General features: G+C 69.2%; 17 protein-coding genes. 1 reads left to right on the plus strand and 16 read right to left on the minus strand.

The window, feature by feature from the left end:
• Positions 1 to 13: 13 nt before the first annotated feature.
• From AC1RVW_RS15295 to AC1RVW_RS15370, 16 genes are all read right to left on the minus strand, one after another.
• Positions 14 to 2227 (minus strand): TOMM precursor leader peptide-binding protein, encoded by a 2214-nt coding sequence (locus tag AC1RVW_RS15295; RefSeq protein WP_493200861.1) that lies wholly within the window; start codon positions 2225 to 2227, stop codon positions 14 to 16.
• Positions 2220 to 3068: a class I SAM-dependent methyltransferase gene (locus AC1RVW_RS15300; protein ID WP_493200863.1), complete on the minus strand. Its 849-nt coding sequence runs from the start codon at positions 3066 to 3068 to the stop codon at positions 2220 to 2222. Before AC1RVW_RS15300 ends, AC1RVW_RS15295 begins: the two co-directional genes overlap by 8 nt.
• 16 nt (positions 3069 to 3084) lie before the next feature.
• Entirely contained in the window at positions 3085 to 3876 is a 792-nt protein-coding gene (locus AC1RVW_RS15305; protein ID WP_493200865.1) for a BMA_0021/BMA_0022 family TOMM bacteriocin, read from the minus strand.
• Between the two features lie 20 nt (positions 3877 to 3896).
• Positions 3897 to 7937, minus strand: a complete 4041-nt coding sequence (locus AC1RVW_RS15310; RefSeq protein ID WP_493200867.1) for a TOMM system kinase/cyclase fusion protein — start codon at positions 7935 to 7937, stop codon at positions 3897 to 3899.
• Between the two features lie 205 nt (positions 7938 to 8142).
• Positions 8143 to 8634, minus strand: a complete 492-nt coding sequence (locus tag AC1RVW_RS15315; RefSeq protein ID WP_493200869.1) for a hypothetical protein — start codon at positions 8632 to 8634, stop codon at positions 8143 to 8145.
• Positions 8635 to 8794: 160 nt separating this feature from the next.
• Positions 8795 to 9970 (minus strand): BMP family ABC transporter substrate-binding protein, encoded by a 1176-nt coding sequence (locus AC1RVW_RS15320; protein ID WP_081268956.1) that lies wholly within the window; start codon positions 9968 to 9970, stop codon positions 8795 to 8797.
• 49 nt (positions 9971 to 10019) lie between these two features.
• Positions 10020 to 10940 (minus strand): ABC transporter permease, encoded by a 921-nt coding sequence (locus AC1RVW_RS15325; RefSeq protein WP_409196748.1) that lies wholly within the window; start codon positions 10938 to 10940, stop codon positions 10020 to 10022.
• A 1-nt stretch (position 10941) separates the two neighbouring features.
• Positions 10942 to 12090 (minus strand): ABC transporter permease, encoded by a 1149-nt coding sequence (locus AC1RVW_RS15330; RefSeq protein WP_106938128.1) that lies wholly within the window; start codon positions 12088 to 12090, stop codon positions 10942 to 10944.
• Positions 12083 to 13603: an ABC transporter ATP-binding protein gene (locus AC1RVW_RS15335; protein ID WP_081268959.1), complete on the minus strand. Its 1521-nt coding sequence runs from the start codon at positions 13601 to 13603 to the stop codon at positions 12083 to 12085. Before AC1RVW_RS15335 ends, AC1RVW_RS15330 begins: the two co-directional genes overlap by 8 nt.
• A gap of 113 nt (positions 13604 to 13716) precedes the next feature.
• Entirely contained in the window at positions 13717 to 15117 is a 1401-nt protein-coding gene (locus AC1RVW_RS15340) for an NCS2 family permease (RefSeq protein ID WP_081268960.1), read from the minus strand.
• 75 nt (positions 15118 to 15192) lie between these two features.
• On the minus strand, positions 15193 to 16173 hold the full coding sequence (locus AC1RVW_RS15345) for a LysR family transcriptional regulator (RefSeq protein ID WP_081268961.1): 981 nt from the start codon (positions 16171 to 16173) through the stop codon (positions 15193 to 15195).
• Between the two features lie 162 nt (positions 16174 to 16335).
• Positions 16336 to 18786, minus strand: coding sequence for a xanthine dehydrogenase molybdopterin binding subunit (gene xdhB, locus AC1RVW_RS15350; RefSeq protein WP_493200873.1), 2451 nt, complete (start codon positions 18784 to 18786; stop codon positions 16336 to 16338).
• 2 nt (positions 18787 to 18788) lie between these two features.
• The gene (gene xdhA, locus AC1RVW_RS15355) at positions 18789 to 20411 is read right to left on the minus strand and encodes a xanthine dehydrogenase small subunit (protein WP_493200875.1); all 1623 of its coding nucleotides are present in this window, start codon (positions 20409 to 20411) and stop codon (positions 18789 to 18791) included.
• 174 nt (positions 20412 to 20585) lie between these two features.
• Positions 20586 to 21365, minus strand: a complete 780-nt coding sequence (locus tag AC1RVW_RS15360; RefSeq protein WP_493200877.1) for a TSUP family transporter — start codon at positions 21363 to 21365, stop codon at positions 20586 to 20588.
• 22 nt (positions 21366 to 21387) lie between these two features.
• Complete coding sequence (locus AC1RVW_RS15365) at positions 21388 to 22641, minus strand: NRAMP family divalent metal transporter (protein WP_493200879.1); 1254 nt, start codon at positions 22639 to 22641, stop codon at positions 21388 to 21390.
• A 79-nt stretch (positions 22642 to 22720) separates the two neighbouring features.
• Positions 22721 to 23635, minus strand: coding sequence for a LysR family transcriptional regulator (locus tag AC1RVW_RS15370; protein WP_493200881.1), 915 nt, complete (start codon positions 23633 to 23635; stop codon positions 22721 to 22723).
• A gap of 77 nt (positions 23636 to 23712) precedes the next feature.
• Between AC1RVW_RS15370 and AC1RVW_RS15375 the strand changes: the two genes are divergently transcribed.
• Positions 23713 to 25872, plus strand: coding sequence for a thiamine pyrophosphate-dependent enzyme (locus AC1RVW_RS15375; protein ID WP_493200882.1), 2160 nt, complete (start codon positions 23713 to 23715; stop codon positions 25870 to 25872).
• Positions 25873 to 25881: the final 9 nt, after the last annotated feature.

A 25881-nucleotide genomic window follows, 5' to 3' on the forward strand; every position in this document is an offset into this window, starting at 1 on the left:
TTCGCTCGACCGCTCAGACGTACAGCGCCTGGGGGTTGAGATCGGCTTCCTGCAGGGGCGCGTCGCGCCACCCCATCGCCACGGGCACGCCGTAGAGACGCTGGTTGCCCAGCTCGGGCCAGATGTGGCACAGGCCCGGCACCACGACCTTGACCGTGCGCAGCGGAATGTCCGGGCGCGAGTGGTCGAGCACGATCGTCTCCAGGCCCAGGCCGGTGGCGATGCCCACGCACCGCGCAATCTCCCCGGCGATGTCGCGCTGCGCACCGGCGTCGGGCGACGCATGCAGCGGCACGGCGCCGGCCTCTTCCATCGGCACGAGGAAGGCCGGCGCCTCGTGCGCGCCGTCGGCGCCGGGCACCGGGAAGGTCTTGCCCGCCGCGATCAGCTGGCTCATTTCGGTGAGCGCGCGCTCGCAGGCCAGCATGCGGTCCGGACTGCAGCCGAAGCCGACGGCCCATTCGCCGGTCTGCCGGTGCCGCCCCACCGCCGCGACCACCGGAATGCCGAAGTCGTGGGTGATGTCGAGCACCCAGTGCGCCCACTGCAGCCCCCATGTGCGCGACAGGCGCAGGCGGGTGGCGACCGGCATGCCGTCCAGGTCGATGGCAGGCCGGCGGACCCGGCCGTACCACCAGATGGCGGCGGCATCGCGCTCCACCAGTTCGAGGAAGCCCTGCAGGATGGCCTCCTCGAGCGTGTTCCCGGCAGCGCAGCCGTTCGATGTCCAGGTGACGTGGTACTGGCTCTCGGCGGGCGCATGGGCGTGGCAGAAGGCCAGCGGCAGATAGCAGCGCGCATCGGCGGTCAGCGACCACGCGGGCACCCACCAGGCCGGCTCCGGTCCGGCGTCGGCCGCAGCCACGGCGTGCGGCGGCTTCTCGGTGCCGAATTGCGACTTCTGGTGCTCGCTGAAGTGCGCCAGCGCGGTCGGCGGAATGCAGCGCGCGTCCAGGTCCGCGGCGGGCGCGATGACCGTGGCTTCGTCGCCCTGGTAGAAAGCGGCGTAGCGCTCCACCGCCTCGCACATCGCGCTGGCACGTGACTGCGCCGCCGACATGCCCTTGCCCAGGCAGGTCTGCATCCAGGCGCCAGGTGCGGGGTCGCCGAAGGTCTGCGGGGTCTTGAAGATCTCGCTGCGGTAGACCGTCAGCATGTCGTCGGACTCTGCATTCAAGGGCTTCACCCGCGCGATCACGCCGCACAGAGGCCCGACATGGCGCGACAGGCGCTCGACCGTGGCCGAAGCCGGCACGGTGCGCCAGCCGCCGTCGGCGCCGGCGACAGGTCCGCCGGGCGCCGGCGCGATGCGCTCGCGCTGCAGCAGCGCCATGAGCCCCGGGTTTCCGCACTGCGGGCATTGGGGGCGCGCGGCCACGGGGTTTCTTTCCAGGGGATCGAGCGTCCATACCGCCTGCGCCTCGCCGGGCGGTGCGACCAGCATCTGCCGCGCCTTGACGAGCAGCCCGTCCAGCCGTTCGGCCACCAGGCTGGCGCCCGCGCGCACCGGCGGCCCGCTGTCCAGGTCGCCATGCCGCGCCCGCCACCAGGCGCGCGCCGGCCGGTTGCGCAGCCAGCGGTGCGCAAGGCAATGCCAGCAGGCCGGCGCCTCGCCTTCGCTTACGCCGGCACGCGGCGTGAACAGCGGGCCGACCATGGCCTGCTCGCCCGCCGGCTTCACCAGCAGCCACGGCTGTCCCTTTGCGCGCTGCCGGGCATCGATGGCGCCCAGCCGGGGGTCCAGGTAGTCGTCGCAGTACACGATCGTGAGGCCGGGGCTGATGCTGGCGCCCGCGCCATCGAGCGCCTCGGCCAGCGCCTGGCCCCAACGCATCGCCGCGCCCCGGCCCACCGCGTCCGTCAGCGAGATGGCCTCGACACGGACCGCGACCGCCATGGGCGTGTGCGGCGCCGAGAAATCGGGCAGCAGGTAGGCCTCGCCGCCGCGCAGCATCACCGGGCGCACCAGGCCCTGCCGCAGCAAGGCGCCAAGCGCATGCAGCATCTCGGCGAGCAGCGCGCCGGCAGCCGCGTCCCTGCAGTGCGTCGCCAGGCTCACGCCTTGGCGCAGCACGCGCTCGAGCGCCATGACACCGGGAGAGCCGAGCACCAGCAGCTCGTTCTCGCTCAGCAGCAGCAGGCGGTCGCGCAGCACCGCCGGCGGCAGGTATTTCTCGTGCCACTGGAAGACGTCGCCGAACAGGTCGGGCGCGGCGGCGTCACGCATCGTCTTGCGAGCCCAATGCGAGGCGGACGACGGCATAGGGCCGCGCGCCCGTGGTGGCATGGAACACGGTCTCGAACAGCAGGTGCTGCTGCGAGAACTGCGCATAAGGATGTTCTTCGGACATCACCCGGATCGACGGATGAATGCGCGTAAGGCCGGCGGCCTCCTCGAAGCCCGACACCACCGGCAGATGCATGCCGCCCACCTGCATCGGAAGCCGAGCGAGCGCCGGATGCACGTGGTCGAGCACGACGAAGCACGGCGGGCCGCCGCGCGCGAACCGCTCGGCCAACTCGTGCAGCACGGCCTCCAGCGGCGCCTGCGGCAGGTAGGGGCAGACGCCCTCCAGCATCACCAGCACCGGCCGGTCGCCCGGCAGGCCTGCAGTGTCGAGCCACGCGGCATCGAGGAGCGAGCAGGCCAGGTTGTCTTCTTCCTCGGCGCGGGGCATGTATTGCTCGCGCAGGGAAATGGCATCGGGCAGGTCGACGTTCAGCCAGCGCGCGCCGGCCGCTGCAGCGCCGGCAACCGCGGCCAGCCGGCTGCGGCGCGTGCACAGGCCCGCGCCCAGCGCGATGCACAGGCCCGTCGGATGGGCCGCGAGAAACTCCGCCGCGTACCGGTCGAACAGCAGCGCGCGCACCACCACGCCGCGCACGAAGGCGGCGTCCGCCGCGTAGCCCGACAGGTCGAGGGGCAGCGCCGCCGCAATGCGGCGCGCTTGCGGATCGTCGAACGCCGGCATGTCCTCCATGCCGCCGGCGCGCGCACGCGCGGCCAGGGTCAGCAGCAGCGTGGCCGTGGCGCCCTGCAGCGCCTGGGTCGGCGGTTGCGGCTGCACCGGCGCGACGGCAAGCTCAGCAGGTGAACGGATAGGCGCTGCCCGTGTTGTTGTACGAGGTCAGCGCGATCGCCCACATGTCCTTTTCTTCGGGCGCGCTCGGGTAGTTCAGCCGGATGCTGTTCTTGATGGGCGAGCCGTCCGGGTTCGTCTGGTTCCACTGGCCGGCGGCGGCGTCCCAGGTGAATGCCGAGTTGGTCGCGAAGCGGATCTCGAAGTTGAACGGGTTGTTGTAGCCCAGCCATTGGCTCAGCACATTGGCCTTGTCGGTGCCGTCGTCGCGGGTGAGTTCCGCGTGGAACTCGGGGGACTGCCATGCGAGCGCGATGGCGCGCAGCACCACGCCGCCGAAGGCCAGCAGCGAATCGGGGCCGCCGCCGGGAATGCCCAGGCCCGTGGGCAGGCCGCCGCCGAGCAGGCCCGGTGTCACTTCGGACGCTTCGAACTGGGCGGAGGAGCCCATGAAGTTGGGGAACTGCTGGTAGTAGGCAGCCAGGGCCTCGGAGGCGTTCGACGCCGGCGCCTGCGGCAGCACGATGACGAAGGCGTCGTCGGGGCCGATCCAGCCGGCCGTGAGCATGGGCTTCCACTCGGCGCGCTGGTGCGGGTCGGCGCTCTGGTAGAGCGAGATGTCGAGCTGCGGCCACAGCGTCGGCAGGCCGAAATCGCGGTGCAGCAGCGGCTGGATGTCGCGCTGCTCGAGCAGTTCGCGGCGGTAGGCGTCGTCCTGCCACGATCGGGCGATGCCGCGCAGGTAGGCTAGGCGGAATTCGAGCAACGGGTCGGCGTTCTGGCGCTGGAGGGTCATGGTGACTTCAATCCTTGGGTTCAAGTGATGTGCGCATGCACGGGCGTGCGCACGGACAGTTCCGGCCGCAGGGCGGCCAGCTCCTTCAAGCGTCCGGCAACGTCGTGCACGGCGGGTGCCAGTGCCTGCAACGCCACCAGGGCTTCGGCTTCGGTTCGGTGTTTCCCGCTCACGCGCGCGACCAGCGCGGCCTGCGAGAAACACGCCTGCACGGTGGCGCTGTCGGCACCGGCGGCCTGCAGGTAGCGGGCTTTCTTCAGGTGCAGCTCGGCGCTGTAGAGCCGCTCTTCGAGCACGTCCACCAGGCGCAGGCACTCGTCGATGCGCTCGGCCGCCTCGGCCCAGCGCTGGTTGGCCGCCAGCGTCTCCGCGGCGAAGGCGCGGTAATAGCTCTGGCAATAGCGGCAGCCCATGCCCCACAGCGCCTCCACGGCGCCGTCGGCGCGCGCGATGTCGCTCGCCTCGCCGCTGGCCCAGCAGCGGATGATTTCCGCGTAGCCGGTGAACGCCGGCAGGCCGTAGCGCGCCGTGATGTCGAGCAGCTCGCCGGTGCTCGCGAGCGCCCTGGCCCGGTCGCCGCGGGCCTGGTGGCCCAGGCTCTGGTAGAGCAGCGCCATGCTCAGCGAAGGAATGTGCGACATCTCGCGCGCCAGGCGCACGGCGGTGGTCGCGTCGTTGCGCGCGGCCTCGTCGTGGCCCGCGAACCAGCGCACCAGCGCGCGCCCGGTGGTGGCCCACACCCGCGTGTCGAAACCGAACTCGGCCGCGTGGTGCGCGTGGGCGACGGGGTCGTAGCGCTCGATGGCATCGCTCAGCGCCTGTTCGGCCAGGTCGAAGCGACCTTCGGAATAGTGCGAGAGCCCGAGGTAGGTCTGCGCCGCGACGAGCACGCCCTGGTCCTGCTGCTGCGTCGCATGGTCGAGCAGCCGGTGGCTCAGGCGGTGCACTTCGCCGCGGTTGCTCGCGACGTGGTGGTAGGTGATGAGGGCCCACAGGTGCTGCACCTGCTTGTCGCGCGCGACGGTGTCGTCCAGCAGGTCCTGCGACAGCGCGATGCGCTCCACCACCTGCTCGTGGGCCCAGCCGTACTTGTTCATCATCGCCTGCGTGACGTAGCTGTTCACGTCGAGCCGGGCCTCGCGCTGGGCGGTGCCGCCGAGCTGCGCCATCCAGCTGTCGATGTGCCGGGCGTAGGCGATGGTTTCATCGTTCAGCGAGCGAACCTGCGTGATGCGCAGTTGCTGCACCGCATGCGCGATGGCCTGTGCGTGGTCGCCGGCATCGGCCCAGTGCTGCGCCACGCCGCCGGGCTCGGCGGCCACGCGCTGCGGATAGCGCTGCATCAGCGTCTGCGCCACGTCGCGGTGCTGCTGGCGGCGCTGCGCCACCAGCATGCATTCGTAGGCCGTGTCGCGGATCAACGCGTGGCGGAACATGTAGGCGCCCGCGCCCGCGCGGTCGTCGGGCATGACCAGCTCCGCCTCGCGCAGCACGGCCATGTCGGCGTCCACCGCGTCGCGCGCGCGGCCCGAGCAGGCGCACAGCAGGTCGATCTCGAACTGGCGCCCGATGGTGGCCGCGAGCTGCAGCAGGTTCTTGAGCGGGCCGAGCCGGTCGAAGCGGCTGACCAGCGAGTCGCGCAGCGTGACCGGAATCGCGGCCGGCTGCATCGTGTCGCGAAAGCCCCAGACGCCGTCGCTCTCGACCAGGTAGGCATCGAGCAGCATGCGCGCCATTTCCTGCACGAACAGCGGCACGCCATCGGTGCGCTCCACCACGTTGCGGATCACGCCGGCGGTGACCACGCGCGGCGCCAGCGCCCGCCGCGCCAGCTCCGCGGCCTGCGCGTCCTCGAGCCGGCGCACGTCGATGCACTCGGCCTCTAGCGCCTGCGGCGGCGTCCATTCGGGCCGCGCCGTGAGCACCAGCAGCACGCGGCGGTTCGGCAGCTGCGCGCTGAGCTGTTCGACGAACTCGATGCTCGTGGGGTCGGCCCAGTGCACGTCCTCGAGCACGAGCAGCAGCGGCGCGGACTCGGCGATGTGCAGCAGCCACTGCGCCATCGACGACAGCAGCAGTGCCTTCTGCATCGGAGGAGAAATGCGGCTGGGCTCGCAGTTGCCCAGCGGCAGCGAGAGCCACGCGCAGAAGATGGGCAGCACCGCGTCCTCGTCGCAGCCGGCGCCGCGCAGGATCTCGCGCAGCCATTCGCGGCGGCCGTCCGGCGAGGTGTCGGGGGCCGCGTCGAGCCGCTGGCGCAGCAGGTTCAGGAAAGGCGTGAGCGCGTTGTTGCGGTTCTCCGGCTGGCACTGCGCGCCGACGGTGCGCAGGCCTTCGGCCAGCACATGCGCGCGCAAGGTGTCGGCCAGGCAGGACTTGCCGATGCCCGGCTCGCCGCGAATCCACACGGCGCTGCCGTGGTCCTGCCGCGCCCGGCTCCATGCGGCGCGCAGTCGCTCCAGTTCGGCCTCGCGGCCGACGCACACGGCCTGCGCCGCGGCGTCCGGCGACGGGTCGGGCAGCAGCGGCGCCTGCCGGTCGACATTGAGCTGGTAGGTCTGGATGCCCGCGGACTGGCCCGGCAGGCTCACGTTGGCGACCTTGTCGAAGTGCGCGTAGCGGCCCAGCAGGCGGTGGCTGCTTTCGCTCGCGAGCAGGGTGCCCGTCTCGGCCACGGCTTCGAGCCGCATCGCCACGTTGACGGCATGGCCCGAAGGCACCTCGCCGTTGGCCACCACGGCCATGCCGGTGTGCATGCCCATGCGGATGCCCAGGTGCACGCCGTGCGCCTGCGCGACGGCGGCGGCGCGGCGGCGGCTCAGCGCCATCAGCTCCAACGCCGTCATGCTGGCCTGCCGTGCGTCGGTGTCGCTGGCATGCGGATAGCCGAACAGCACGATCATGCGGTCGCCGAGCGTGCCGGCGAGCAGGCCGCCGCGGCGGGTGGCGGTCTCCGCGAACAGCGCGAGCTCGTCGCGCTGCAGCAGTTCGATGTCCTCGATGTCGGAGGGCAGCGCGTCGTGCGTCTCGGCGCCGTCCGCGTCGGTGTCGGGCCACACCGAGACGCTGCAGCACAGCACGGTGAGCTGCCGCTTCTCGGAGAACACGCGCGTGGTGGCCACGGTGCGCGTGAGCGTTTCATGCTGCGCCTGGCGGGTCGAGCGCAGCACGCCCACGAGGTCCTCGAGCCGCAGGCGCGTGAGTTCGGCCAGCAGCGTGGCAGCGGAATCGGCGCGCTCCGCGGCCTTCTTCCTGAGCGCCTTGCGCAGCAGCGCGGCCACCGGGTGCTCCACGATCTCGGGAGGCAGCGGAATTTCCTGCGGGCTCAATTGCCGGTGCAGGATTTCCGCCGCCGACGCCCCCTGCACGGCGGGTGCGCCGGTCAGGCATTCGAGGAACATCAGGCCCCAGGCGTAGAGGTCGGTGCGGATGCTCGGCGGCTCGCCGCGCAGTTGCTCGGGCGCGCTGTAGGCCGGCGTTCCCAGGCTCTCCTCCGTCATCGTGAGCGCGGGGAACTGCAGGCCGGTGCGCTGGGGAATGACGGTGCCGATGCCGAAGTCGAGCACCTTCGCGTGCGGTACGGCGCCGGTGAGCGTCACCATCACGTTGTCGGGCTTGAGGTCGCGGTGGACGATGCCGGCCGCATGCGCGCAGTCGAGTGCGTCCAGCACCTCGGCCATGAGGCGGCCGGTCTCGGACGCCGTCAGCGCGCCCTGGCGGCGAATGAGGCTGGTGAGCGTTTCGCCCGGCACGTATTCGAAGACGCCGTAGACGCAATCGCCCTGCTCGCCCTTGTCGAGCAGCTGGACGATGTGCGGGTGATGCAGCGCGGCGCACAGCCGCGTCTCGCGATGGAAGCGGGCCACGCGCCGGTTGCCCGCCTGCAGCTTCACGACCTTGATCGCGACCTGTGCGCCCGTGCTCTGCTGGCGCGCGCGGTACACCGTGCCGTAGCCGCCGGCGCCCAGTGCCTCCAGAAGTTCATAGCCGGGAATGTCCAGCGGAATCGGCGCGGGTTGGGACGCTGCTGCTTGAGTGGGGTTGGTGACGGCATCCTGCATTTCAGCCTCGTCTGTGGATCTTTGGCGGTCCTCCTGAAGGCGCTGGGCGCCCGATCCGCCTTTCAGCAGACCGGTGCTGCGACACCGATTGTTACTCTAGCTGAAGGCAAGGATTTTCCTCACGGATTGGCGTGAAAGAAGATCCGGGCAGTGGCAGGCAGATAACAATTCAGGAGTTAAGTCTCATTTTGTAACACATAAGCGCTCACTTCTTAACAGATTTACTTTTTATTTGCCGGCGGCATTGCTGTTCGAGCGGGCCGTCCTCTCCGCCGGCATCAAGACCGGCGTAAACACCACAGGGCCAGACGAGGCCGCCATAGGAGGAGTCGAGATACCAGTACGGCGGCTCGCTGGCGCAGACGTCCATGTCCCTCACCTTCCACGTGCCTGCGGACTTCTTCAGGACGACCCACAGCATCTTGTCCAAGTCCGGGTGGCATTCGCTTGAACTCCAGTCGAGCGGAGCGCCGGAGGAGGAAACCAATTCACCGACAAGAACCGCCCAGCCGCTGTCCACGTTCAAGATGTCGACCTTGATCTTGACGGGACGCGCCACGCGCCCCGCAGCCACCGGGCGAATCGCATCGAGGATCGACCGCCGATCCTCGGGCTGCACGGCATCCGCCGGACTGCCGACCAGGCCTGCGCACAGGACGAACGCGGACGCAAACCTGGCTCGCAATGTTGTGGACATTTTTTCTCCCTGAAAGTCTTGTTGATGAGTTGCGCGCCCCCCACGAGACGCCCGATCGCTCGCGCAAGGCACGTCATCGTAGGCGCCGAGCCGGCCCACATACGACAACGGGCCACCCCTTTCCAGGGGTGGCCCGTGAATCCGTCAGCGCGCTGCTGCCTTACTTCTTGTCGCCGCCCGGCACCTTGCCTTCCACGCCCTTGACGTAGAAGTTGATGCCAGAGAGGAATTTGTCGTCGGCCACGGCGTCCTTGGCGACCAGTTCCTTGCCGTCCTGGCCGAGGATCGGGCCCTTCCAGATCACGAAGCTGCCGTCCTTCAGGCCCTTCTTGACTTCATCGACCTTGGCCTTGGCTTCCGCCGGCACGTCCTCGGCGATCGACACGAGGTCGATGGCGCCTTCCTTCACGCCCCACCACGACTGGCCGGTGGTCCACTTGCCGTCCAGCGCTTCCTGGGTGGCCTTCACGTAGTACGGGGTCCAGTTGATGACGGCGGAGGCCAGGTGGGCCTTGGGACCGTAGGCGGTCATGTCGGAGTCCCAGCCGAACGCGCGCTTGCCCTTTTCCTGCGCGGTCTTGAGCACGGCCGGCGAGTCGGTGTTCTGGAACAGCACGTCGGCGCCGCCGTTGATCAGCGCGGTGGCGGCTTCGGTTTCCTTCGGCGGGCTGAACCACTCGTTCACCCACACGACCTTGGTCGTGATCTTCGGGTTCACCGACTGCGCGCCCAGCGTGAAGCTGTTGATGTTGCGCAGCACTTCGGGAATCGGCACCGAGCCGACCACGCCCAGGGTGTTGCTCTTGGTCATGGCACCGGCGATGACGCCGGCCATGTACGCGCCTTCGTACGTGCGGCTGTCGTAGGTGCGCATGTTTTCCGACGTCTTGTAGCCGGTGGCGTGCTCGAACTTCACGTCCTTGCTGTCCGCCGCGACCTTGAGCATGGGCTCCATGTAGCCGAAGGTGGTGCCGAAGATCAGCTTGTTGCCCTGGCTCACGAAGTCGCGGAACACGCGCTCGGCGTCCGCGCCTTCGGGCACGCTTTCAACGAAGGTGGTCTTGATCTTGTCGCCGAATTCCTTTTCGAGCGCCTTGCGGGCGTTGTCGTGCGCGAACGACCAGCCGCCGTCGCCCACCGGACCGACATAGGCGAACGCGATGTTCAGCGGCGCTGCCGGTGCCGGTGCCGGGGCGGCCGCCACGGGAGCCGGGGCCGCGGGTGCGGCGGCCGGTGCTGCGGCTTCTTCTTTCTTGCCGCAGCCGATCAGGGCGGCCGAAGCGACCGCGGTGAAGGCAGCCAGCTTGAGCAGGGAGCGCTTGTTCAGATCATTCATTGTCGGAAATCCTCAAAAAGGACGGGTTGGCGGGAAAACGAAAACGCGATTATGAGCCGGGGTAGAACGGTTTCCCGATGGACGCCGGCATGTTGGCGCGGATGAACGCGGGGTTGCGCGAGATCAGCGCCAGCACCACGATCGGCGCGATGTACTGCAGCATGCTGAGGAACTGCGCGGGCACGTCGACGCCGCTGCTCTGCAGGTGGAAGCCCAGCATCGAGACGCCGCCGAACAGGTACGCGCCCAGCAGCACGCGCACCGGCCGCCAGGTCGCGAAAGTGGTGAGCGCCAGCGCGATCCAGCCGCGGCCCGCCACCATGCCCTCGACCCACAGCGGCGTGTACACCGTCGAGAGGTACGCGCCCGCCAGCCCGCACAGCGCACCGCCCGCGATCACCGCCAGGAAGCGGATGCGCCGCACCGGGTAGCCCAGCGCATGCGCCGACTCGGGCGATTCGCCGACCGAGCGCAGCACCAGGCCGGCGCGCGTGCGGTACAGGAACCAGATCAGCCCGGCGGTCAGCGCCATCGCGGCATACACCATCGGGTGATGGCGAAACAGCGCCGGGCCGACGAGGGGAAGGTCGCTCAGCACGGGAATCGCGTAGGACGCGCTTTCCGGCAGCTTGGCCTGCACGAAGTTGATGCCGGCGAAGGCCGAGAAGCCCACGCCGAACAGGCTCAGCGCGAGCCCGGTCGCGTACTGGTTGGTGTTAAGCCAGATCACCAGCACGCCGAAGAAGGCGGCAAGCAGGGCCCCCGCCGCCATGCCGGCCAGGAAGCCGAGCCATGGGTTGTGCGTGGTGACGACCGTCGCGAAGCCCGCGATGGCGGCGCACAGCATCATGCCCTCGGCTCCGAGGTTGACGATGCCGGCCTTCTCGTTGATGAGCAGGCCCAGCGCCGCGATGGCGAGCACGGTGCCCGCGCTCAAAGTGGAGCCGAGCAGGAGTGCGTAGCTTTCCATGTCAGAGGGCTCCCTCGTTCGGGCGCGCGACGGGCGCGGTGATGGGTGTGCTGGCCTGCAGCGAGGCGGTGGTCATGCCGGAGGCGGCCTTGGCGGCCGCCTTGCGGCGGATGCGGTAGGCGATGAGCGTGTCGCAGGCCAGCAGCGTGAACAACAGCAGGCCCTGGAACACGCCGGTGAGCGACTTCGGCAGGCCCAGGCGCGACTGCGCCAGTTCGCCGCCGATGTAGAACATGCTCATGAGGATGGCCGAGAAGATCATGCCCACCGGGTGCAGCCGCCCGACGAAGGCCACGATGATGGCAGCGAAGCCGTAGCCCGCCGGCACGTACGGCGTGAGCTGCCCGAGCGGGCCGGCCACTTCGAGCGCGCCGGCCAGGCCGGCCGCGCCGCCCGAGGTCAGCAGCGCGATCCACACCGCGCGGCGGGCCGAGAAGCCCGCATAGCGCGAGGCCGCCGGCGCCAGCCCGCCGACCTGCTGCGCAAAGCCCGCGCGCGTGCGGAACAGGAACACCCACAGCGCCCCGGCCCCGACCAGCGCGATGACCAGCCCGATGCTCACGCGCGAGCCCTTGAACAGGCGCGGGATCTGCGTGACCGCCTCGAAGGTCTTGGTCTGCGGAAAGTTGTAGCCGTTCGGGTCTTTCCACGGGCCGAAGACCATGTAGCCCAGCAGCAGCGTGGCCACGTAGACCAGCATCAGGCTCACCAGGATCTCGTTGGCGTTGCACTTGTCGCGCAGCAACGCGACGATGCCCGCCCACACCATGCCGCCAAGGATGCCCGCGGCCAGGATGGCCACCACGATCCATTGCCCGGTGGTCTTGTCGGCCAGCAGCGCGACGCCGCCCGCCGCGATGGCGCCGAACACGAACTGTCCTTCGGCGCCGATGTTCCACACGTTCGAGCGGAAGCACACGGCCAGCCCCAGCGCGATGATGAGCAGCGGCGTGGCCTTGACCATCAGCTCGCCGATGGCGTAGCCGTTCTTGATGGGCTCGTAGAAGAACACCAGCAGGCCCTTGACCGGGTCCTTGCCGAGCGCGGCGAACAGCGCCACGCCGATCAGCACGGTGATCAGCAGCGCCAGGATCGGCGAGGCATAGCTCCAGAAGCGCGACAGCTCCGGGCGGGGTTCGAGCTTAAGCATGGGCTGCCTCCGAGTCCTTCTGCCACAGGCCGCTCATCCATTCGCCGATCTGCGGCAGCGTGGCCGCCGCGCGGTCGACGGACGGCGACAGCCGCCCCTTGGCGATCACGTGCAGCCGGTCGCTGATCTCGAACAGCTCGTCGAGCTCCTCGCTGACCACCAGCACGGCGCAGCCGGCATCGCGCAGCGCGAGGATCTCGCCGCGGATCAGCGCGGCGGCGCCCACGTCCACGCCCCAGGTCGGCTGCGAGACGATGAAGAGCCTGGGATTGGCGTCGATCTCGCGGCCGACGATGAATTTCTGCAGGTTGCCGCCCGACAGCGAGCGCGCCGCCGCATGCGGGCCGCCCGCCTTGACGTTGAAGCGCTCGATGATCGAGCGCGCATGGCGCTCGAGCGCGCCGGTGCGGATCCAGCCGCCCCGCCCGACCGCATTGCTGCGCGTGAGCAGGAGGTTGTGCGCGAGCCCCAGCGTGGGCACCGCGCCGCGGCCCAGCCGTTCCTCGGGCACGAAATGCAGGCCCAGGGCGCGCCGCGCGCGCGGCCGCAGCCTGCCCGCCGGCTTGTCGAACACGCGGACCATCGCGGCCTCGGCGCGCACGTCCTCACCCGACAGCGTGTAGAGCAGTTCCTTTTGCCCGTTGCCCGAGACGCCCGCGATGCCGACCACTTCCCCCGCGCGCACTTCGAAGGAAATGCCGTCGAGGTCCACGCCGAACTGGTCCTCGCGCGCCAGCGACAGCCGCTCGACGCGCAGCGCCACGGCGCCCGCGTGCACCGGCCTGTGCTTCAGCGGCGGCGGCTCGCTGCCGATCATCAGCCGCGAGAGCGACTCGTTGCTCTCGTTCTGCGGATTGCACACCCCCGTCACCTTGCCGCCGCGCAGCACGGTGCAGGCGGTGCACAGCTCGCGGATCTCGTGCAGCTTGTGGCTGATGTAGAGAATGCTGCAGCCCTCCGACGACAGCTTCTTGAGCACTTGGAACAGCTTGAGCACGGCCTGCGGCGTGAGCACCGAGGTCGGCTCGTCGAGGATCAGCAGCTTGGGGTTGGTGAGCAGCGCGCGGATGATCTCCACCCGCTGCATCTCGCCCACCGACAGCGTGTGCACCGGGCGCGAGGGGTCGATGTCCAGGCCGTACTCGCTCGCCTTGGCCGTGATGCTGCGCGCCACTTCGGCCAGCTGCAGCGACTTGTCCAGCCCCAGCCAGACGTTCTCGGCCACGGTGAGTGTGTCGAACAGGCTGAAATGCTGGAACACCATGCTGATGCCCAGCGCCCTCGCCTGCTGGGGGTTGCGCAGGTTGACGGCCTGGCCGTCGAAGGTGACGGTGCCTTCGTCGGGCTTGACCGACCCGTAGATGATCTTCATCAGGGTCGACTTGCCGGCGCCGTTCTCGCCGAGCACGGCGTGGATTTCGCCGGGCTGCACGGCCAGGGTGATGTCGCTGTTGGCCACCACCGCGGGATACCGCTTGGTGATGTGCGCGAGCTGGAGTCTGGGGGTTGTCATGCCGGGTTTGGTGGGTTTGTCTCGTTCAACAGCAACAAAGCGGGAACGGCCATGAGTCTAATGGCGTCCCCGCGACCATCGGCGCCCGACGGCGCTTGCCTCAGTCCGTCATTTCAATGCCCGCCGATATAGGCGAACTTGAACAGGAACACGGCGGCGATGACCCAGACCATCGCATGCACTTCCCGTGCCCGGCCGGTGCACAGCTTCAGCACGGCATAGGTGATGAAGCCGAACGCCAGGCCGTTGGCGATCGAGTAGGTGAAGGGCATCGTCAGCGCGGTGACGGCGGCCGGGATCACCTCGGTGGTGTCTTCCCAATCCAGCTCGACCAGGTCGCGCAGCATCAGGCAGCCCACGAAGAGCAGCGCCGGTGCGGTGGCATACGCCGGCACAGAGCCCGCCAGCGGCGAGATCATCAGGCAGGCGAGGAACAGCAGCGCCACCACCACGGCCGTGAGGCCGGTACGCCCACCGGCCTGCACCCCCGCCGCGCTTTCCACGTAGGCCGTGGTGCTCGAGGTGCCGAGCAGCGAGCCCGCGAAGATCGCGCCGCTGTCGGCCAGCAGCGCCTTGTTCATGCGCTCCATCTTGCCCGGCACCAGCAGGCCGGCGCGCTTGGCCACGCCCATCAGCGTGCCGGTCGCGTCGAACATCTCGACCAGGAAGAACACCAGCACCACGTTCAGGATGCCGCCCTTGAGCGCGCCCATGATGTCCAGCTGCATGAAGGTGGGCGCGATCGACGGCGGCGCGTCGAACACGCCGTGGAACTTGTTGCCGCCGAAGAAGAACGACAGCACCGTCACCGTGACGATGCCGATCAGGATCGCGCCGCGCACCTTGAGCTTGTCCAGCGCCACGATGATCAAAAAGCCCAGCGTGGCCAGAATCACCGGCGCCGAGTGCAGGTCGCCCAGCGTGACGAAGGTGGCCGGCGACGCCGCGACCACGCCGGCGCTCTTGAGCGCGATGAGCGCCAGGAACATGCCGATGCCCACGGTGATCGCCGTTCGCAAGGACTGCGGTATGCCCTGTATGAAAAGCTCCCGCAATCCGGTGACCGTCACGATCAGGAACAGGCAGCCCGAGATGAACACCGCGCCCAGCGCAACCTGCCACGTGTAGCCCATGCCCAGCACCACCACGTAGGCGAAATAGGCGTTCAGGCCCATGCCCGGAGCCATCGCGATCGGGTAGTTGGCATACAGGCCCATGATGAGCGTGCCCAGCGCCGCGATCAGGCAGGTGGCCACGAACACCGCGCCCTTGGGCATGCCCGCGTCCCCCAGGATCGAGGGGTTCACGAAGATGATGTAGGCCATCGTCAGGAAGGTGGTGAGCCCCGCGATGACCTCGGTGCGCACGGTGGTGTTGTGCGCGCTGAGCTTGAACACCCGTTCAAGCAGGCCCGAGCCGCTTGCGCTGCCCACAGCCGCGCGCGGACGCGCGGACTCGACATGCCCCGGCGCGCGGGGCTCGGCGCCTTTGGGCGCCTGTTCAAACGAACTCATTTGCTTGTCTCCAGCTGTTGTAGTGGCGGTTTTCATCGTTGCCCCGCTCACGACGCCAGCGCGAACGGGGATCTCTCAGGGATCGGATGTCTCGGGGGCGGCGGGCGGTCGCGCGGCCATGGAGGGTGGCGGGCGCAGCGACGCCGCCACGTCCTTGATGCATTCGCGCAGCCAGCGCGCCGAACTCGACGAATGGGTGCGTTCGTGCCAGAGCTGGTAGTACATGAGGCGCGGCAGCGCCACCGGGCATTCGAGGATCGCCAGCGGCAGCCGCGCCGCGAAGCGCTCGCAGTACTGTCGCCCGGTGGTCAGCACCAGCAGGCTGGAGGCCACCATGTCGGGAATGAGCCCGAAGTGCGCGCAGCGCGCGGTGATGTTGCGCTGCCGGCCCAGCTCGTCGAGCATCTGGTCGATGATGCCGCGCCCGCCCGGGTGCATGGGCGTGGGCGCGATGTGTTCCGCCGCCAGCCAGGTCTCCAGGTCCCAGCCGCGGCGCACCGCCGGATGGTCCTTGTTGACCAGCGACACCACCTCGTCGCCGAACAGCCGCGCCATGTGCAGGTCTTCCGGCGGCTTGAGCCAGTTGCCGATCACCAGGTCGACCTGGCCGAGCGCCAGGTGGCCGTGGTAGTCCGAGTCGGGCGTGAGCGCGTGGATCTCGATCTGGCACAGCGGTGCGTCGCGCTTGACCTGCGCCACCAGCATCGGCAGGAACAGCGGGTCCATGTAGTCGCTGGCGGCGATGCGGAAGGTGGTGGCGGCCGACTGCGGATCGAAGCCGCGCGCGTCGGAGAACAGCATCTCGGCCGCGCGCAGGATGCTGGCCGCGGGCTCGATCATGCGCAGCCCCGCATCGGTCGGCACCATGCCCGAGCCCGAGCGCACCAGCAGCGGATCGCCCGACAGCTCGCGCAGGCGCTTGAGCGCGGCCGAGACGGCCGGCTGGTACATGCCCAGTCGAATGGCGGCGCGCGAGACGCTGCGGTCGGTCAGCACGGTGTGAAGCACCCGGATGAGGTGCAGATCGATCTTGTCGAAAAGCGCCTGGTCACGCATGGCACTCGCCCCCGGTGTTCGCGCACTTTGCGTCGCTTCGCCCACCCCCTGCCGGGGGCGGCACCCGCGGCCCGGCAAAGCCGGTTCCGCGGAGTTTCGCGAATGGAATCGGGACGTGTGGCATGGGGAGGACTTTGGACATGCGCCAAAGTCTACGAGTGACTATGCGGACTGGACAGCGGTGACGGCGCGAAGAATCGACTCGCTGGTCGCCGGCGCCTTCAGCGGCGGATCGACCTTGTGGTCACCCGCGGCCGATACCGCGTCGCGGATCGCGAAGAACACCGAGAACGGCAGCAGGAGCGGCGGCTCGCCCACGGCCTTGCTGCGGTGGATCGAGTCCTCGAAGTTCTGGCCCTCGAACAGGCGCACGTTGAACACGGGCGGGCAGTCGTTGGCGGTCGGGATCTTGTAGGTGCTGGGCGCGTGCGTGGTGAGCTTGCCGCTTTGCGGATGCCATACCAGCTCCTCGGTGGTGAGCCAGCCCATCCCCTGGATGAAGGCGCCCTCGACCTGGCCGATGTCCACCGCCGGGTTCAGCGACTTGCCCGCGTCGTGCACGATGTCGGCGCGCAGCAGCTTCCATTCGCCGGTGAGCGTGTCGACGATCACCTCGCTCACCGCCGCGCCATAGGCGTAGTAGTAGAACGGGCGGCCCTGCATCTTGTCCTTGTCCCAGCTCAGGCCGGGGGTGGCGTAGAAGCCGTCGGACCACAGCTGCTTGCGGTCGAGGTAGGCCTCGCCCACCACGGTGCTGAAGGCCAGCGTCTTGCCGTTGACCTCGACCTTGTCGTTCGCGAAGCGCACCTCGGCGGCCGTGCCGCCGTGGCGCTCGGCCGCGCAGTCGGCCAGGCGCTCGCGGATCTGGCGCGCCGCGTCCTGCGCGGCCTTGCCGTTCAGGTCGGCACCGGTCGATGCGGCCGTGGCCGAGGTGTTGGCCACCTTGGTGGTGTCGGTCGCGGTGACGCGCACGCGCTCGAAGCTCACGCCCAGTTCGTGCGCCACCACCTGCGCCACCTTGGTGTTCAGGCCCTGCCCCATCTCGGTTCCGCCGTGGTTCACGAGGATCGAGCCGTCGGTGTACACATGCACCAGCGCGCCGGCCTGGTTGAAGTGCTTCACGTTGAACGAGATGCCGAACTTCAGCGGCGCCAGCGCCAGCCCGCGCTTGAGCACCACGCTCTTCCTGTTGAAGGCAGCGATGTCCTCGCGCCGCGCGCGGTAGTCGCTGCTGGCTTCGAGTTCGGCCACGAGTTCGTGGACGATGTTGTCGGTCACTGTCTGGCGGTACGGGGTGACGTTGTTCTCCGTCTTGCCGTAGAAATTGACGCGCCGCACGTCCAGCGGGTCGCGCTGGAGCTCGCGGGCCACCGAATCCATGATGTTCTCGATGGCAATGGCGCCCTGCGGGCCGCCGAAGCCGCGAAACGCGGTGTTGCTCTGCGTGTTGGTCTTGCCCGAGAAGCCGTGCATGGCCACGTTGGGCAGCCAGTAGGCATTGTCGAAGTGGCACAGCGCACGCGTCATCACGGGGCCCGACAGGTCGGCCGAGTGGCCGGCGCGCGAGACCATGGTGATCTCGGCGCCGAGGATGCGGCCCTCGTCGTCGTAGCCCACCTCGTATTCGTACCAGAAGCAGTGGCGGCGGCCGGTGACCATGAAGTCGTCGTCGCGGTCCAGCCGCAGCTTCACCGGGCGCTGCAGCTGGCGCGCCGCGATGGCCGCCACGCAGGCGAACAGCGCCGACTGCGATTCCTTGCCGCCGAAGCCGCCGCCCATGCGCCGGCATTCGACATGCACTTCGTTCGACTGCAGGTGCAGCGCGTGCGCCACCAGATGCTGCATTTCGCTGGGGTGCTGCGTAGAACAATGGATGTGCAGCGCGCCGCCTTCCTTGGGAATGGCGTAGCTGATCTGCCCCTCGAGATAGAACTGCTCCTGCCCGCCCACGTCGAGCGTGGACTTGTGGCGGCGCGGCGCCTTCGCGATGGCGGCGCGCACGGCGGCCTCGTCGCCTTCGTTGGCACCGCCGCCGCTGCGCACGATGTGCATCGGCGGCACCACGTACTGGCCACGCTCGTGGGCGGCCTGCGGCGTGAGCACGGGCGGCTGCGCCTCGATGGTCAGCGCGTCCTTGGCCTTGGCGGCGGCGCGGCGCGCGGCGTCGCGGGTCTCTGCGATCACCGCGAACACGGGCTGGCCGAGGTAGCGGATCTCGCCGCCGTCGTTCACGGGCAGCAGGATCGGGTCGTCGTGAATGATCGAGCCGCAGTCATTGGTGCCCGGAATGTCGTCGGCCGTGATGACCGCGACCACGCCCGGCATGGCGCGGATGGCATCCAGCGACAGCGCGGCGACGCGGCCGTTGGCCGCCGGCGAAAGGCCCAGCGCGCAGTGCAGCGTGCCGGCGAGCTCGGGAATGTCGTCGATGTAGGTGGCCTCGCCGGCCACGTGCAGGTGCGCCGACTCGTGCGGGCGGCTGATGCCCACGCGCATGCCGCGCTCGTGCGCCAGCGCTTCGGCGCCCACGTCGATGCGCGCGGCGGTGTTGGTCAGGTAGTCGGCAAAGGCCTCGGCGGGCTGCAGCAGGCGGGCGTCGATGGGTTTGTTCATGGTCAGACTCCTGCGGCGGTGGCGGGGGTCGCGTGGGGCATCACGCTCCAGACGCTGGTTTCTTCCAGCGACAGGGCGTCTTCGGCGCGGGTTTCGAGCCAGAGGCGTTGAATGAGGTTCTGGGCGACCTGCAGCCGGTAGTCGGCCGAGGCGCGCATGTCCGACAGCGGCTTGAAATCCTGCGCGAGCGCGAGCTTGGCGGTGGCGACGCTGGCCTGCGTCCACGGCTTGCCGAGCAGCGCGGCCTCGGCGTTCGCGGCGCGCTTGACGGTCGCGGCCATGCCGCCGAAGGCCAGGCGCACGGCCTTCACCGTGTCGCCGCCGGCTTCGAGTTCGATGGCGAAGCCCGCGCACAGGGCGGAGATGTCGCAGTCGAAGCGCTTGCTGATCTTGTAGGCGCGCACCTGGCGCTTCATGGCGGCGTGCGGAACGGCCAGCCCCTGCACGAACTCGCCCGGCTGCAGCTGGTTCTTCATGTAGTCCAGATAGAAGTCGGGCAGCGGCATGCGGCGCACCACGTCGCCGCGGCGCAGCTCGATCTGCGCGTCAAGCGACATCAGCACCGGCGGCGAATCGCCGATGGGCGAGCCGTTGGCCACGTTGCCGCCCATGGTGCCGGCATGGCGGATCGGCGGGGAGGCGAAGCGCAGCCACACCTCGGCTAGGTTGGGCACGCGCTCGACCAGCGCGCCGAAGGCCGCCTCCAGCGAGGCGCCGGCGCCGATGTAGAGCTCGCCGCCGTTGTCCGGGCGGTCCTCGATGGCCTTCATCTCGGCCACGTCGCCCACGTAGATGATGTCGCCGAGGTCGCGGAACTGCTTGTTGACCCACAGGCCGACGTCGGTCGAGCCAGCCAGCAGCTGGGCGCGGGGATTCTGCTCGCGCAGGGCGGCGAGCTGGGCCAGGGTCCTGGGGGCGTGGAAGTGGTCCATGCGCGCGCCGAGCGGGGCGGCGTAGCTCAGCGCCGCGCCGTCGTCGCGCAAGGCAGTGAGCGCGGCCACCACAGGCCTGGTGTCCAGGCGCACCGAAGGCAGGTCGAACATGCGCTGGCCGGCGTCCAGGATCGGGCGGTAGCCGGTGCAGCGGCACAGGTTGCCCGACAGGTCGTCGGCCAGCTGCTGGCGGGTGGGCTGCGTGCCCCCGGCCTGGTGGTGTTCGTAGGTGGCCCACAGCGACATCACGAAGCCGGGCGTGCAGAAGCCGCACTGGGATCCGTGGCAGTCGACCATGGCCTGCTGCACCGGGTGCAGCGTGTGCACCGCGTGCTTGCCGTCCTTGGCCTTCTCGGTCCTGTGGGGCGCGGCCTGGCACTGGGCCTTGAGGTCCTCGACCGTGAACAGGGCCTTGCCGTGCAGGGTGGGCAGGAACTGGATGCAGGCGTTGACGGTCTGCAGGCTCAGGCCGTCCACCGCGCCGGGCGCCTGGGGATCGGTGGCCAGTTCGCCGATGACGACGGTGCAGGCACCGCAGTCGCCTTCGTTGCAGCCTTCCTTGGTGCCGGTGCAGCGGGCGTCCTCGCGCAGCCAGTCGAGCACGGAACGGGTCGGGTGGACGCCGGTGACGTCGACGATCTTTCCGCGATGGAAGAAGCGGATCGGTTGAATCTTGCTGCTGTCGGTGCTCATGCTTTTGGGGCTCGTGGGGGACCCGTCAGGGGTCAGTCATGGACGTTAGCGGCTTGTCGGGGGTCTTGCATACGGGCAGCCCCATAACGCGTATGTAGGGGCCGGTATGCCACGTACGGGGAAACCCTGGCGCGGGAGCTGCAATTCCCGGGCCAAGCACGGCCCGGGCCGCGCTCAGGCCTGCGCAATGGCCGCCCAGGCGGTGGCGATCAGCGTCGAGCCCGCCGCCGCGAGCAGGCCGCCGACCAGCCACTTGAGCGTGCGCGGCTTGAGCTTGTTGGGCAGGCGATGGTGCAGGCGCGTCGCGCCGTAGACCACCGGCATCGCGCAGCCGGCCAAGAGCGCGGAATACCAGGAGAAATGCCCCGTCGGCACCACGATCACCAGCCGCACGAGCGAGTTGAACCCGAACATCAGCAGCAGCGCGCGGCGCACCAGCTCGCGGTCCAGCGGCTGGCGGTACATGTGGAACACGATGGGCGGCCCGGAGCTGGAGAACAGCCCGCCCAGCACGCCCGACAGCCCGCCGATCACGGCAAAGCTGCGCGGGCCCGACACCGCCGGCAGCGGCCGGCCCTGCATCACCAGCAGCACGGCGCAGCCCAGGATCGACACCCCCAGCAGCCCGCGAAGCCAGTTGACCGCGCCGCCGCTGAGCCAGGTCAGCAGCATGAGCCCCACGATCACGCCCACCGTGCTGCCGTTGAGCGCCGGCTTCATGAGCCGCCACGGCACCACGCCGGGCCGGGCTCGGAAATAGGTCCATGCGTTCAGGAGGCTCAGCACCGTCGCGGCGTTGGCCGTGTCGCTCACGCTGGCGACGTGGAACACCGACACCAGGCCCAGCAGGATCAGGCTGAATGCAAAACCCGTGAGGTTCTGCGCGTAGGTGGCGAGCGCGACGCAGGCCATGAAGACCAGCACGGGGCCGGCCCCGGAAAGAATCAATTGCACAAACTCGGTCTCGATCTCGGTCTCAGCGCACCAGGTCCCAACCCATCATCAAGGCCGCGAATCCCATCAAGGCGGTGCCGCCCCACCCCAGCCAGCGGATGCGGCGCCCGGAGGTGAACACACCCATCACATTCTCGCGCGTCACGAGGATCATCATCGCCGCCATGATCGGCACCGCGACCACGCCGTTGATCACCGCGCTCCAGTAGAGCGCCTTCATGGGGTCGATGGGCGTGAAATCGAGCGCCGTGCCGACCAGCGTGGCCACCGCGATGATCCCGTAGAACTCCTTGGCCTCGCGCCAGTGCCGCTCCAGGCCCTCTTCCCAGCCGAAGGCCTCGGCCACCGCGTAGGCCGCCGAAGAAGCCAGCACGGGAACGGCCAGCAGCCCGGTGGCGATGATGCCGCCGGCGAACAGCCAGAAGGCGAAGTCGCCGGCCAGCGGGCGCAGCGCCTCGGCGGCCTGCGCGGCGGAGGTCACGTCATGCACGCCGGCCGCATACAGCACCGCCGCGCCCACGACCATCACGAAGAAGGCGATGAGGTTCGAGAAGGTCATGCCCAGCCAGGTGTCCAGCCGCACCCGCTTGAGGTCGCGCCGCACTTCCTGGTCGGTGCCCTTGCGGCCGCCCTTGAGCCGCAGTTCCTCGACCTCCTGCGATGCCTGCCAGAAGAACAGGTACGGGGAAATGGTGGTGCCCAGCAGCGCCACGATCATCATCCAGTAGTCGCCGCGCCACTGCAGCTTGGGCACCACCAGGTCGTGCAGCACCTGCGCCCAGTGCACCTGCACCACGAACACCGCCGCCACGTACGCGAACAGCGTGAGCGTCAGCCACTTGAGGATGTGGGCCAGCTTGCGGTAGGGCACGAACACCTGCAGCAGCACCGTCACCACTCCGAATACCAGCGAATGGAAGTGCGCGCCGCCGCCCACCACCAGCTGCAGCGCCTCGCCCATGGCGGCGATGTCCGCCGCGATGTTGATGGTGTTGGCCACCACCAGCAGCGACACCAGCACGATCAGGAAGCCGCGCGGCATGTGCTCGCGCAGGTTGGCCGCCACGCCCTTGCCGGTGACCCGGCCGATGCGCGCCGACACGAGCTGGATCGCCACCATGAAGGGCAGCGACAGGAACACGGTCCACAGCAGCCCGGTGCCGAACTGCGCCCCGGCCTGGGTGTAGGTCGAGATGCCGGACGGGTCGTCGTCGGCCGCGCCGGTGACGACGCCGGGGCCGACGTGGCGCAGGAATGAGGGAATGCGTTTCTTCATGTCAGGCCCATGGTGGCACGGCGAGCCTGACCACCGGATGAATGTCCGGCGGCAAGGAGCAAAAAGAGGCGCAGGCGGCTCATGACCGCTCGGAGAACAGCGCCACGATGACCTGGCGCAGCCAGCGGTTGCCGGGATCGGCCTCGAAGCGCTTGCTCCAGTGCAGCGACACCGTGAAGTCGCGCAGCGGAAACGAGGGCTCGACGATGGCGTAGCCGCCTTCTTCCGCAAAGCCGCGCGCGATGTTGCGCGGCATCACCACCGCCAGGTCGGTGGCGCGCACGATGGCCGGCAGCACCATGAAGTGCTCGGTGGTCAGGCGAACCCGGTCCTCCAGGTTGAGCAACTGCAGGATGCGCAAGGTGTCGGCATGCGTGCGCACCGTCACGTAGTCGAGCTCCTGCAGGGCCTCGAGCAGCGCCTGCCCGCTGCGCCGGCGCTTCAGGAAAGGATGGTCGCGGCGCAGCAGCACGATGTAGCGGTCGCGCAGCAGCTGCGCGCGCTGGGTGTCCCTCACGCGCGGCAGGAAGCCGAAGGCGAAATCGACCTTGCCGCTGTCGAGCGCGGTGGCGATCTCGCCCGCCGCCAGCGGCATGGTCTCGACGCGCACGCCCGGCGACAGCTCGCGCAGCCGCGCCATCAGCGCCGGCAGGAAGCGCCCTTCCCCGATGTCGCTCATGTGGATGCGAAACAGCTTGCGCGAAGCCGCCGGATCGAAGCGCTCCGGCTCGGCCAGCGCCTGCTGCAGCGTGGCCAGCGCGGACTGCACCGACACCGCGAGCCGCTCGGCACGCGGCGTCGGTGCCACGCCGCCCGGAGTGCGGGTGAACAGCGCGTCGCCCAGCAGCAGCCGCAGCCGGGTCAGGCCGTGGCTGGCCGCCGGCTGCGTCAGGCCCAGGGCCTCGGCCGCGCGGCTCACGCTGCGGGACCGGTACACCGCATCGAAGAGCCGCAGCAGGTTCAGGTCGACCGCGTCGATATGCACTGGATTCATATTGGATAGCTGGCTTATTTTATTGAAGTATGGCGGCACCCCGACCACACTGCGGCACACCATAAAAAAGAGACACGATGGAAGTTTCATTCAGCAAGGAAGTCGAGATGCTGCGCCTCGGCGCCGGCGACACCTTTCACGGCGAGGGCATCCTCGCGATCACCAAGGGCTTGCTGCAGTCGGGCGTGGCCTATGTCGGCGGCTACCAGGGCGCGCCGGTGTCGCACCTGCTGGACGTGATGGTCCAGGGCAAGGCCTACATGGACGAGCTGGGCGTGCACGTGGAGGCCTGCTCCAACGAGGCCTCGGCCGCCGCGATGCTCGGCGCCTCCATCCACTACCCGCTGCGCGGCGCGGTCACCTGGAAATCCATCGTCGGCACCAACGTGGCGGCCGATGCGCTGTCGAACCTGTCGTCGCCGGGCGTCACGGGCGGCGTGCTGATCGTGGTGGGCGAGGACTACGGCGAGGGCGCCAGCGTGATCCAGGAGCGCACGCACGCCTATGCGCTGAAGTCGAGCATGTGCCTGCTCGACCCGCGTCCCGACCTCGGCGTGATGGTGCGCATGGTGGAGGAAGGCTTTCGCCTGTCGGAGAGCTCCAACATGCCCTGCCTGATGGAGCTGCGCATCCGCACCTGCCACGTGCGCGGCAGCTTCGAGTGCAAGGACAACGTGGCGCCCGCCGTCTCCACCCGCGCGCTGATGACCGAGCCGGCCGGCTTCAACTACATGAAGCTCGCGCATCCGCCCGTCACCTTCCGCCACGAGAAGCTCAAGGGCGAGGAGCGCATTCCGGCGGCGCGGCGCTACATCGTCGAGCATGGCCTGAACGAGCTGAAGCCCGGGCAACGCCACGCCGACCTCGGCATCGTGGTGCAGGGCGGCCTGTACAACGCGCTGATCCGCAGCCTGCAGCAGCAGGGGCTGGCCGATGCCTTCGGCGAGACCGACATCCCGATCCTCGTGCTGAACGTGACCTATCCGCTGGTGCCCGAGCAGGTGGCCGACTTCTGCGTGGGCAAGCGCGCGGTGCTGGTGGTGGAGGAAGGCCAGCCCGAATACATCGAGCAGGACATCGCCACGCTGCTGCGCCGGCGCGACATCCAGACGCCGCTGCACGGCAAGGACATGCTGCCGCCGGCGGGCGAGTACGGCGTGGAGGTGCTGTCGGGCGGCATCGGCGCCTTTGCCGCGAAGTACATCGCGGCGAGCGAGGCCTCGTCCTCCGCGCAGGCCTGGCTGGCCGGCAACCGCGAGCGCCGCGAGGCCGTGGCGCGCCGCCTGAGCGCGCCGCTGCCCAACCGGCCGCCGAGCTTCTGCATCGGCTGCCCGGAGCGGCCGGTGTTCTCGGCCCTCAAGCTCGCGCAGCAGGAAACCGGGCCGGTGCACATCGCGGCCGACATCGGCTGCCACGCCTTCGGCACCTTCGAGCCGTTCTCGATGGGCCACTCGATCCTGGGCTACGGCATGAGCCTGGCGAGCCGCGCGGGCGTGGCACCGATGATGAACCGGCGCACCCTGTCGATCATGGGCGACGGCGGCTTCTGGCACAACGGGCTGCTCACGGGCGTGCAGAGCGCGCTGTTCAACGGCGACGACGCGGTGCTGCTGATCTTCAAGAACGGCTACACCTCGGCCACCGGCACGCAGGACATCATCTCGACGCCCGACGACGAGATCAAGGAGCGCGCCGTCGACAAGCAGCAGAGCCTGGTCGACAAGAACCAGACCATCGAGGCCACGCTGAAGGGCCTGGGCGTTCAGTGGATGCGCACCGTGACCACCTACGACGTGGAGCGCATGCGCAGGACGCTGACCGAGGCGCTCACCAGCGACTTCAACGGCCTGAAGGTGGTGATTGCCGAAGGCGAATGCCAGCTCGAGCGCCAGCGGCGCATCAAGCCCTGGATCGCGGGCCTGCTGCGCAAGGGCGAGCGCGTGGTGCGGGTGAAGTACGGCGTCGACGAGGATGTGTGCAACGGCGACCACGCCTGCATCCGCCTGTCGGGCTGCCCCACGCTCACGCTCAAGGACAACCCCGATCCGCTGAAGGTGGACCCGGTGGCCACCGTGATCGACGGCTGCGTGGGCTGCGGCCTGTGCGGCGCCAACGCGCATGCGGCCACGCTGTGCCCGAGCTTCTACCGGGCCGAGGTGGTGCAGAACCCCAAGTGGCATGAACGGCTGCTGCACGGACTGCGAGGTGCGGTCGTGCGCGCGCTGCAGCCGGCATGAGGGACAAGC

This window comes from Variovorax sp. MPBD4-3, assembly GCF_058809745.1.

Bases quoted from the DNA above. Each gene is read 5' to 3' on its own strand.
- xdhA (WP_493200875.1), bottom strand. From the start codon at position 20,411: ATGAGCACCGACAGCAGCAAGATTCAACCGATCCGCTTCTTCCATCGC.
- AC1RVW_RS15375 (WP_493200882.1), top strand. From the start codon at position 23,713: ATGGAAGTTTCATTCAGCAAGGAAGTCGAGATGCTGCGCCTCGGCGCC.
- AC1RVW_RS15340 (WP_081268960.1), bottom strand. From the start codon at position 15,117: ATGAGTTCGTTTGAACAGGCGCCCAAAGGCGCCGAGCCCCGCGCGCCG.
- AC1RVW_RS15370 (WP_493200881.1), bottom strand. From the start codon at position 23,635: ATGAATCCAGTGCATATCGACGCGGTCGACCTGAACCTGCTGCGGCTC.
- AC1RVW_RS15330 (WP_106938128.1), bottom strand. From the start codon at position 12,090: ATGCTTAAGCTCGAACCCCGCCCGGAGCTGTCGCGCTTCTGGAGCTAT.
- AC1RVW_RS15320 (WP_081268956.1), bottom strand. From the start codon at position 9,970: ATGAATGATCTGAACAAGCGCTCCCTGCTCAAGCTGGCTGCCTTCACC.
- xdhB (WP_493200873.1), bottom strand. From the start codon at position 18,786: ATGAACAAACCCATCGACGCCCGCCTGCTGCAGCCCGCCGAGGCCTTT.
- AC1RVW_RS15345 (WP_081268961.1), bottom strand. From the start codon at position 16,173: ATGCGTGACCAGGCGCTTTTCGACAAGATCGATCTGCACCTCATCCGG.
- AC1RVW_RS15325 (WP_409196748.1), bottom strand. From the start codon at position 10,940: ATGGAAAGCTACGCACTCCTGCTCGGCTCCACTTTGAGCGCGGGCACC.
- AC1RVW_RS15315 (WP_493200869.1), bottom strand. From the start codon at position 8,634: ATGTCCACAACATTGCGAGCCAGGTTTGCGTCCGCGTTCGTCCTGTGC.
- AC1RVW_RS15305 (WP_493200865.1), bottom strand. From the start codon at position 3,876: ATGACCCTCCAGCGCCAGAACGCCGACCCGTTGCTCGAATTCCGCCTA.
- AC1RVW_RS15295 (WP_493200861.1), bottom strand. From the start codon at position 2,227: ATGCGTGACGCCGCCGCGCCCGACCTGTTCGGCGACGTCTTCCAGTGG.
- AC1RVW_RS15335 (WP_081268959.1), bottom strand. From the start codon at position 13,603: ATGACAACCCCCAGACTCCAGCTCGCGCACATCACCAAGCGGTATCCC.
- AC1RVW_RS15310 (WP_493200867.1), bottom strand. From the start codon at position 7,937: ATGCAGGATGCCGTCACCAACCCCACTCAAGCAGCAGCGTCCCAACCC.
- AC1RVW_RS15365 (WP_493200879.1), bottom strand. From the start codon at position 22,641: ATGAAGAAACGCATTCCCTCATTCCTGCGCCACGTCGGCCCCGGCGTC.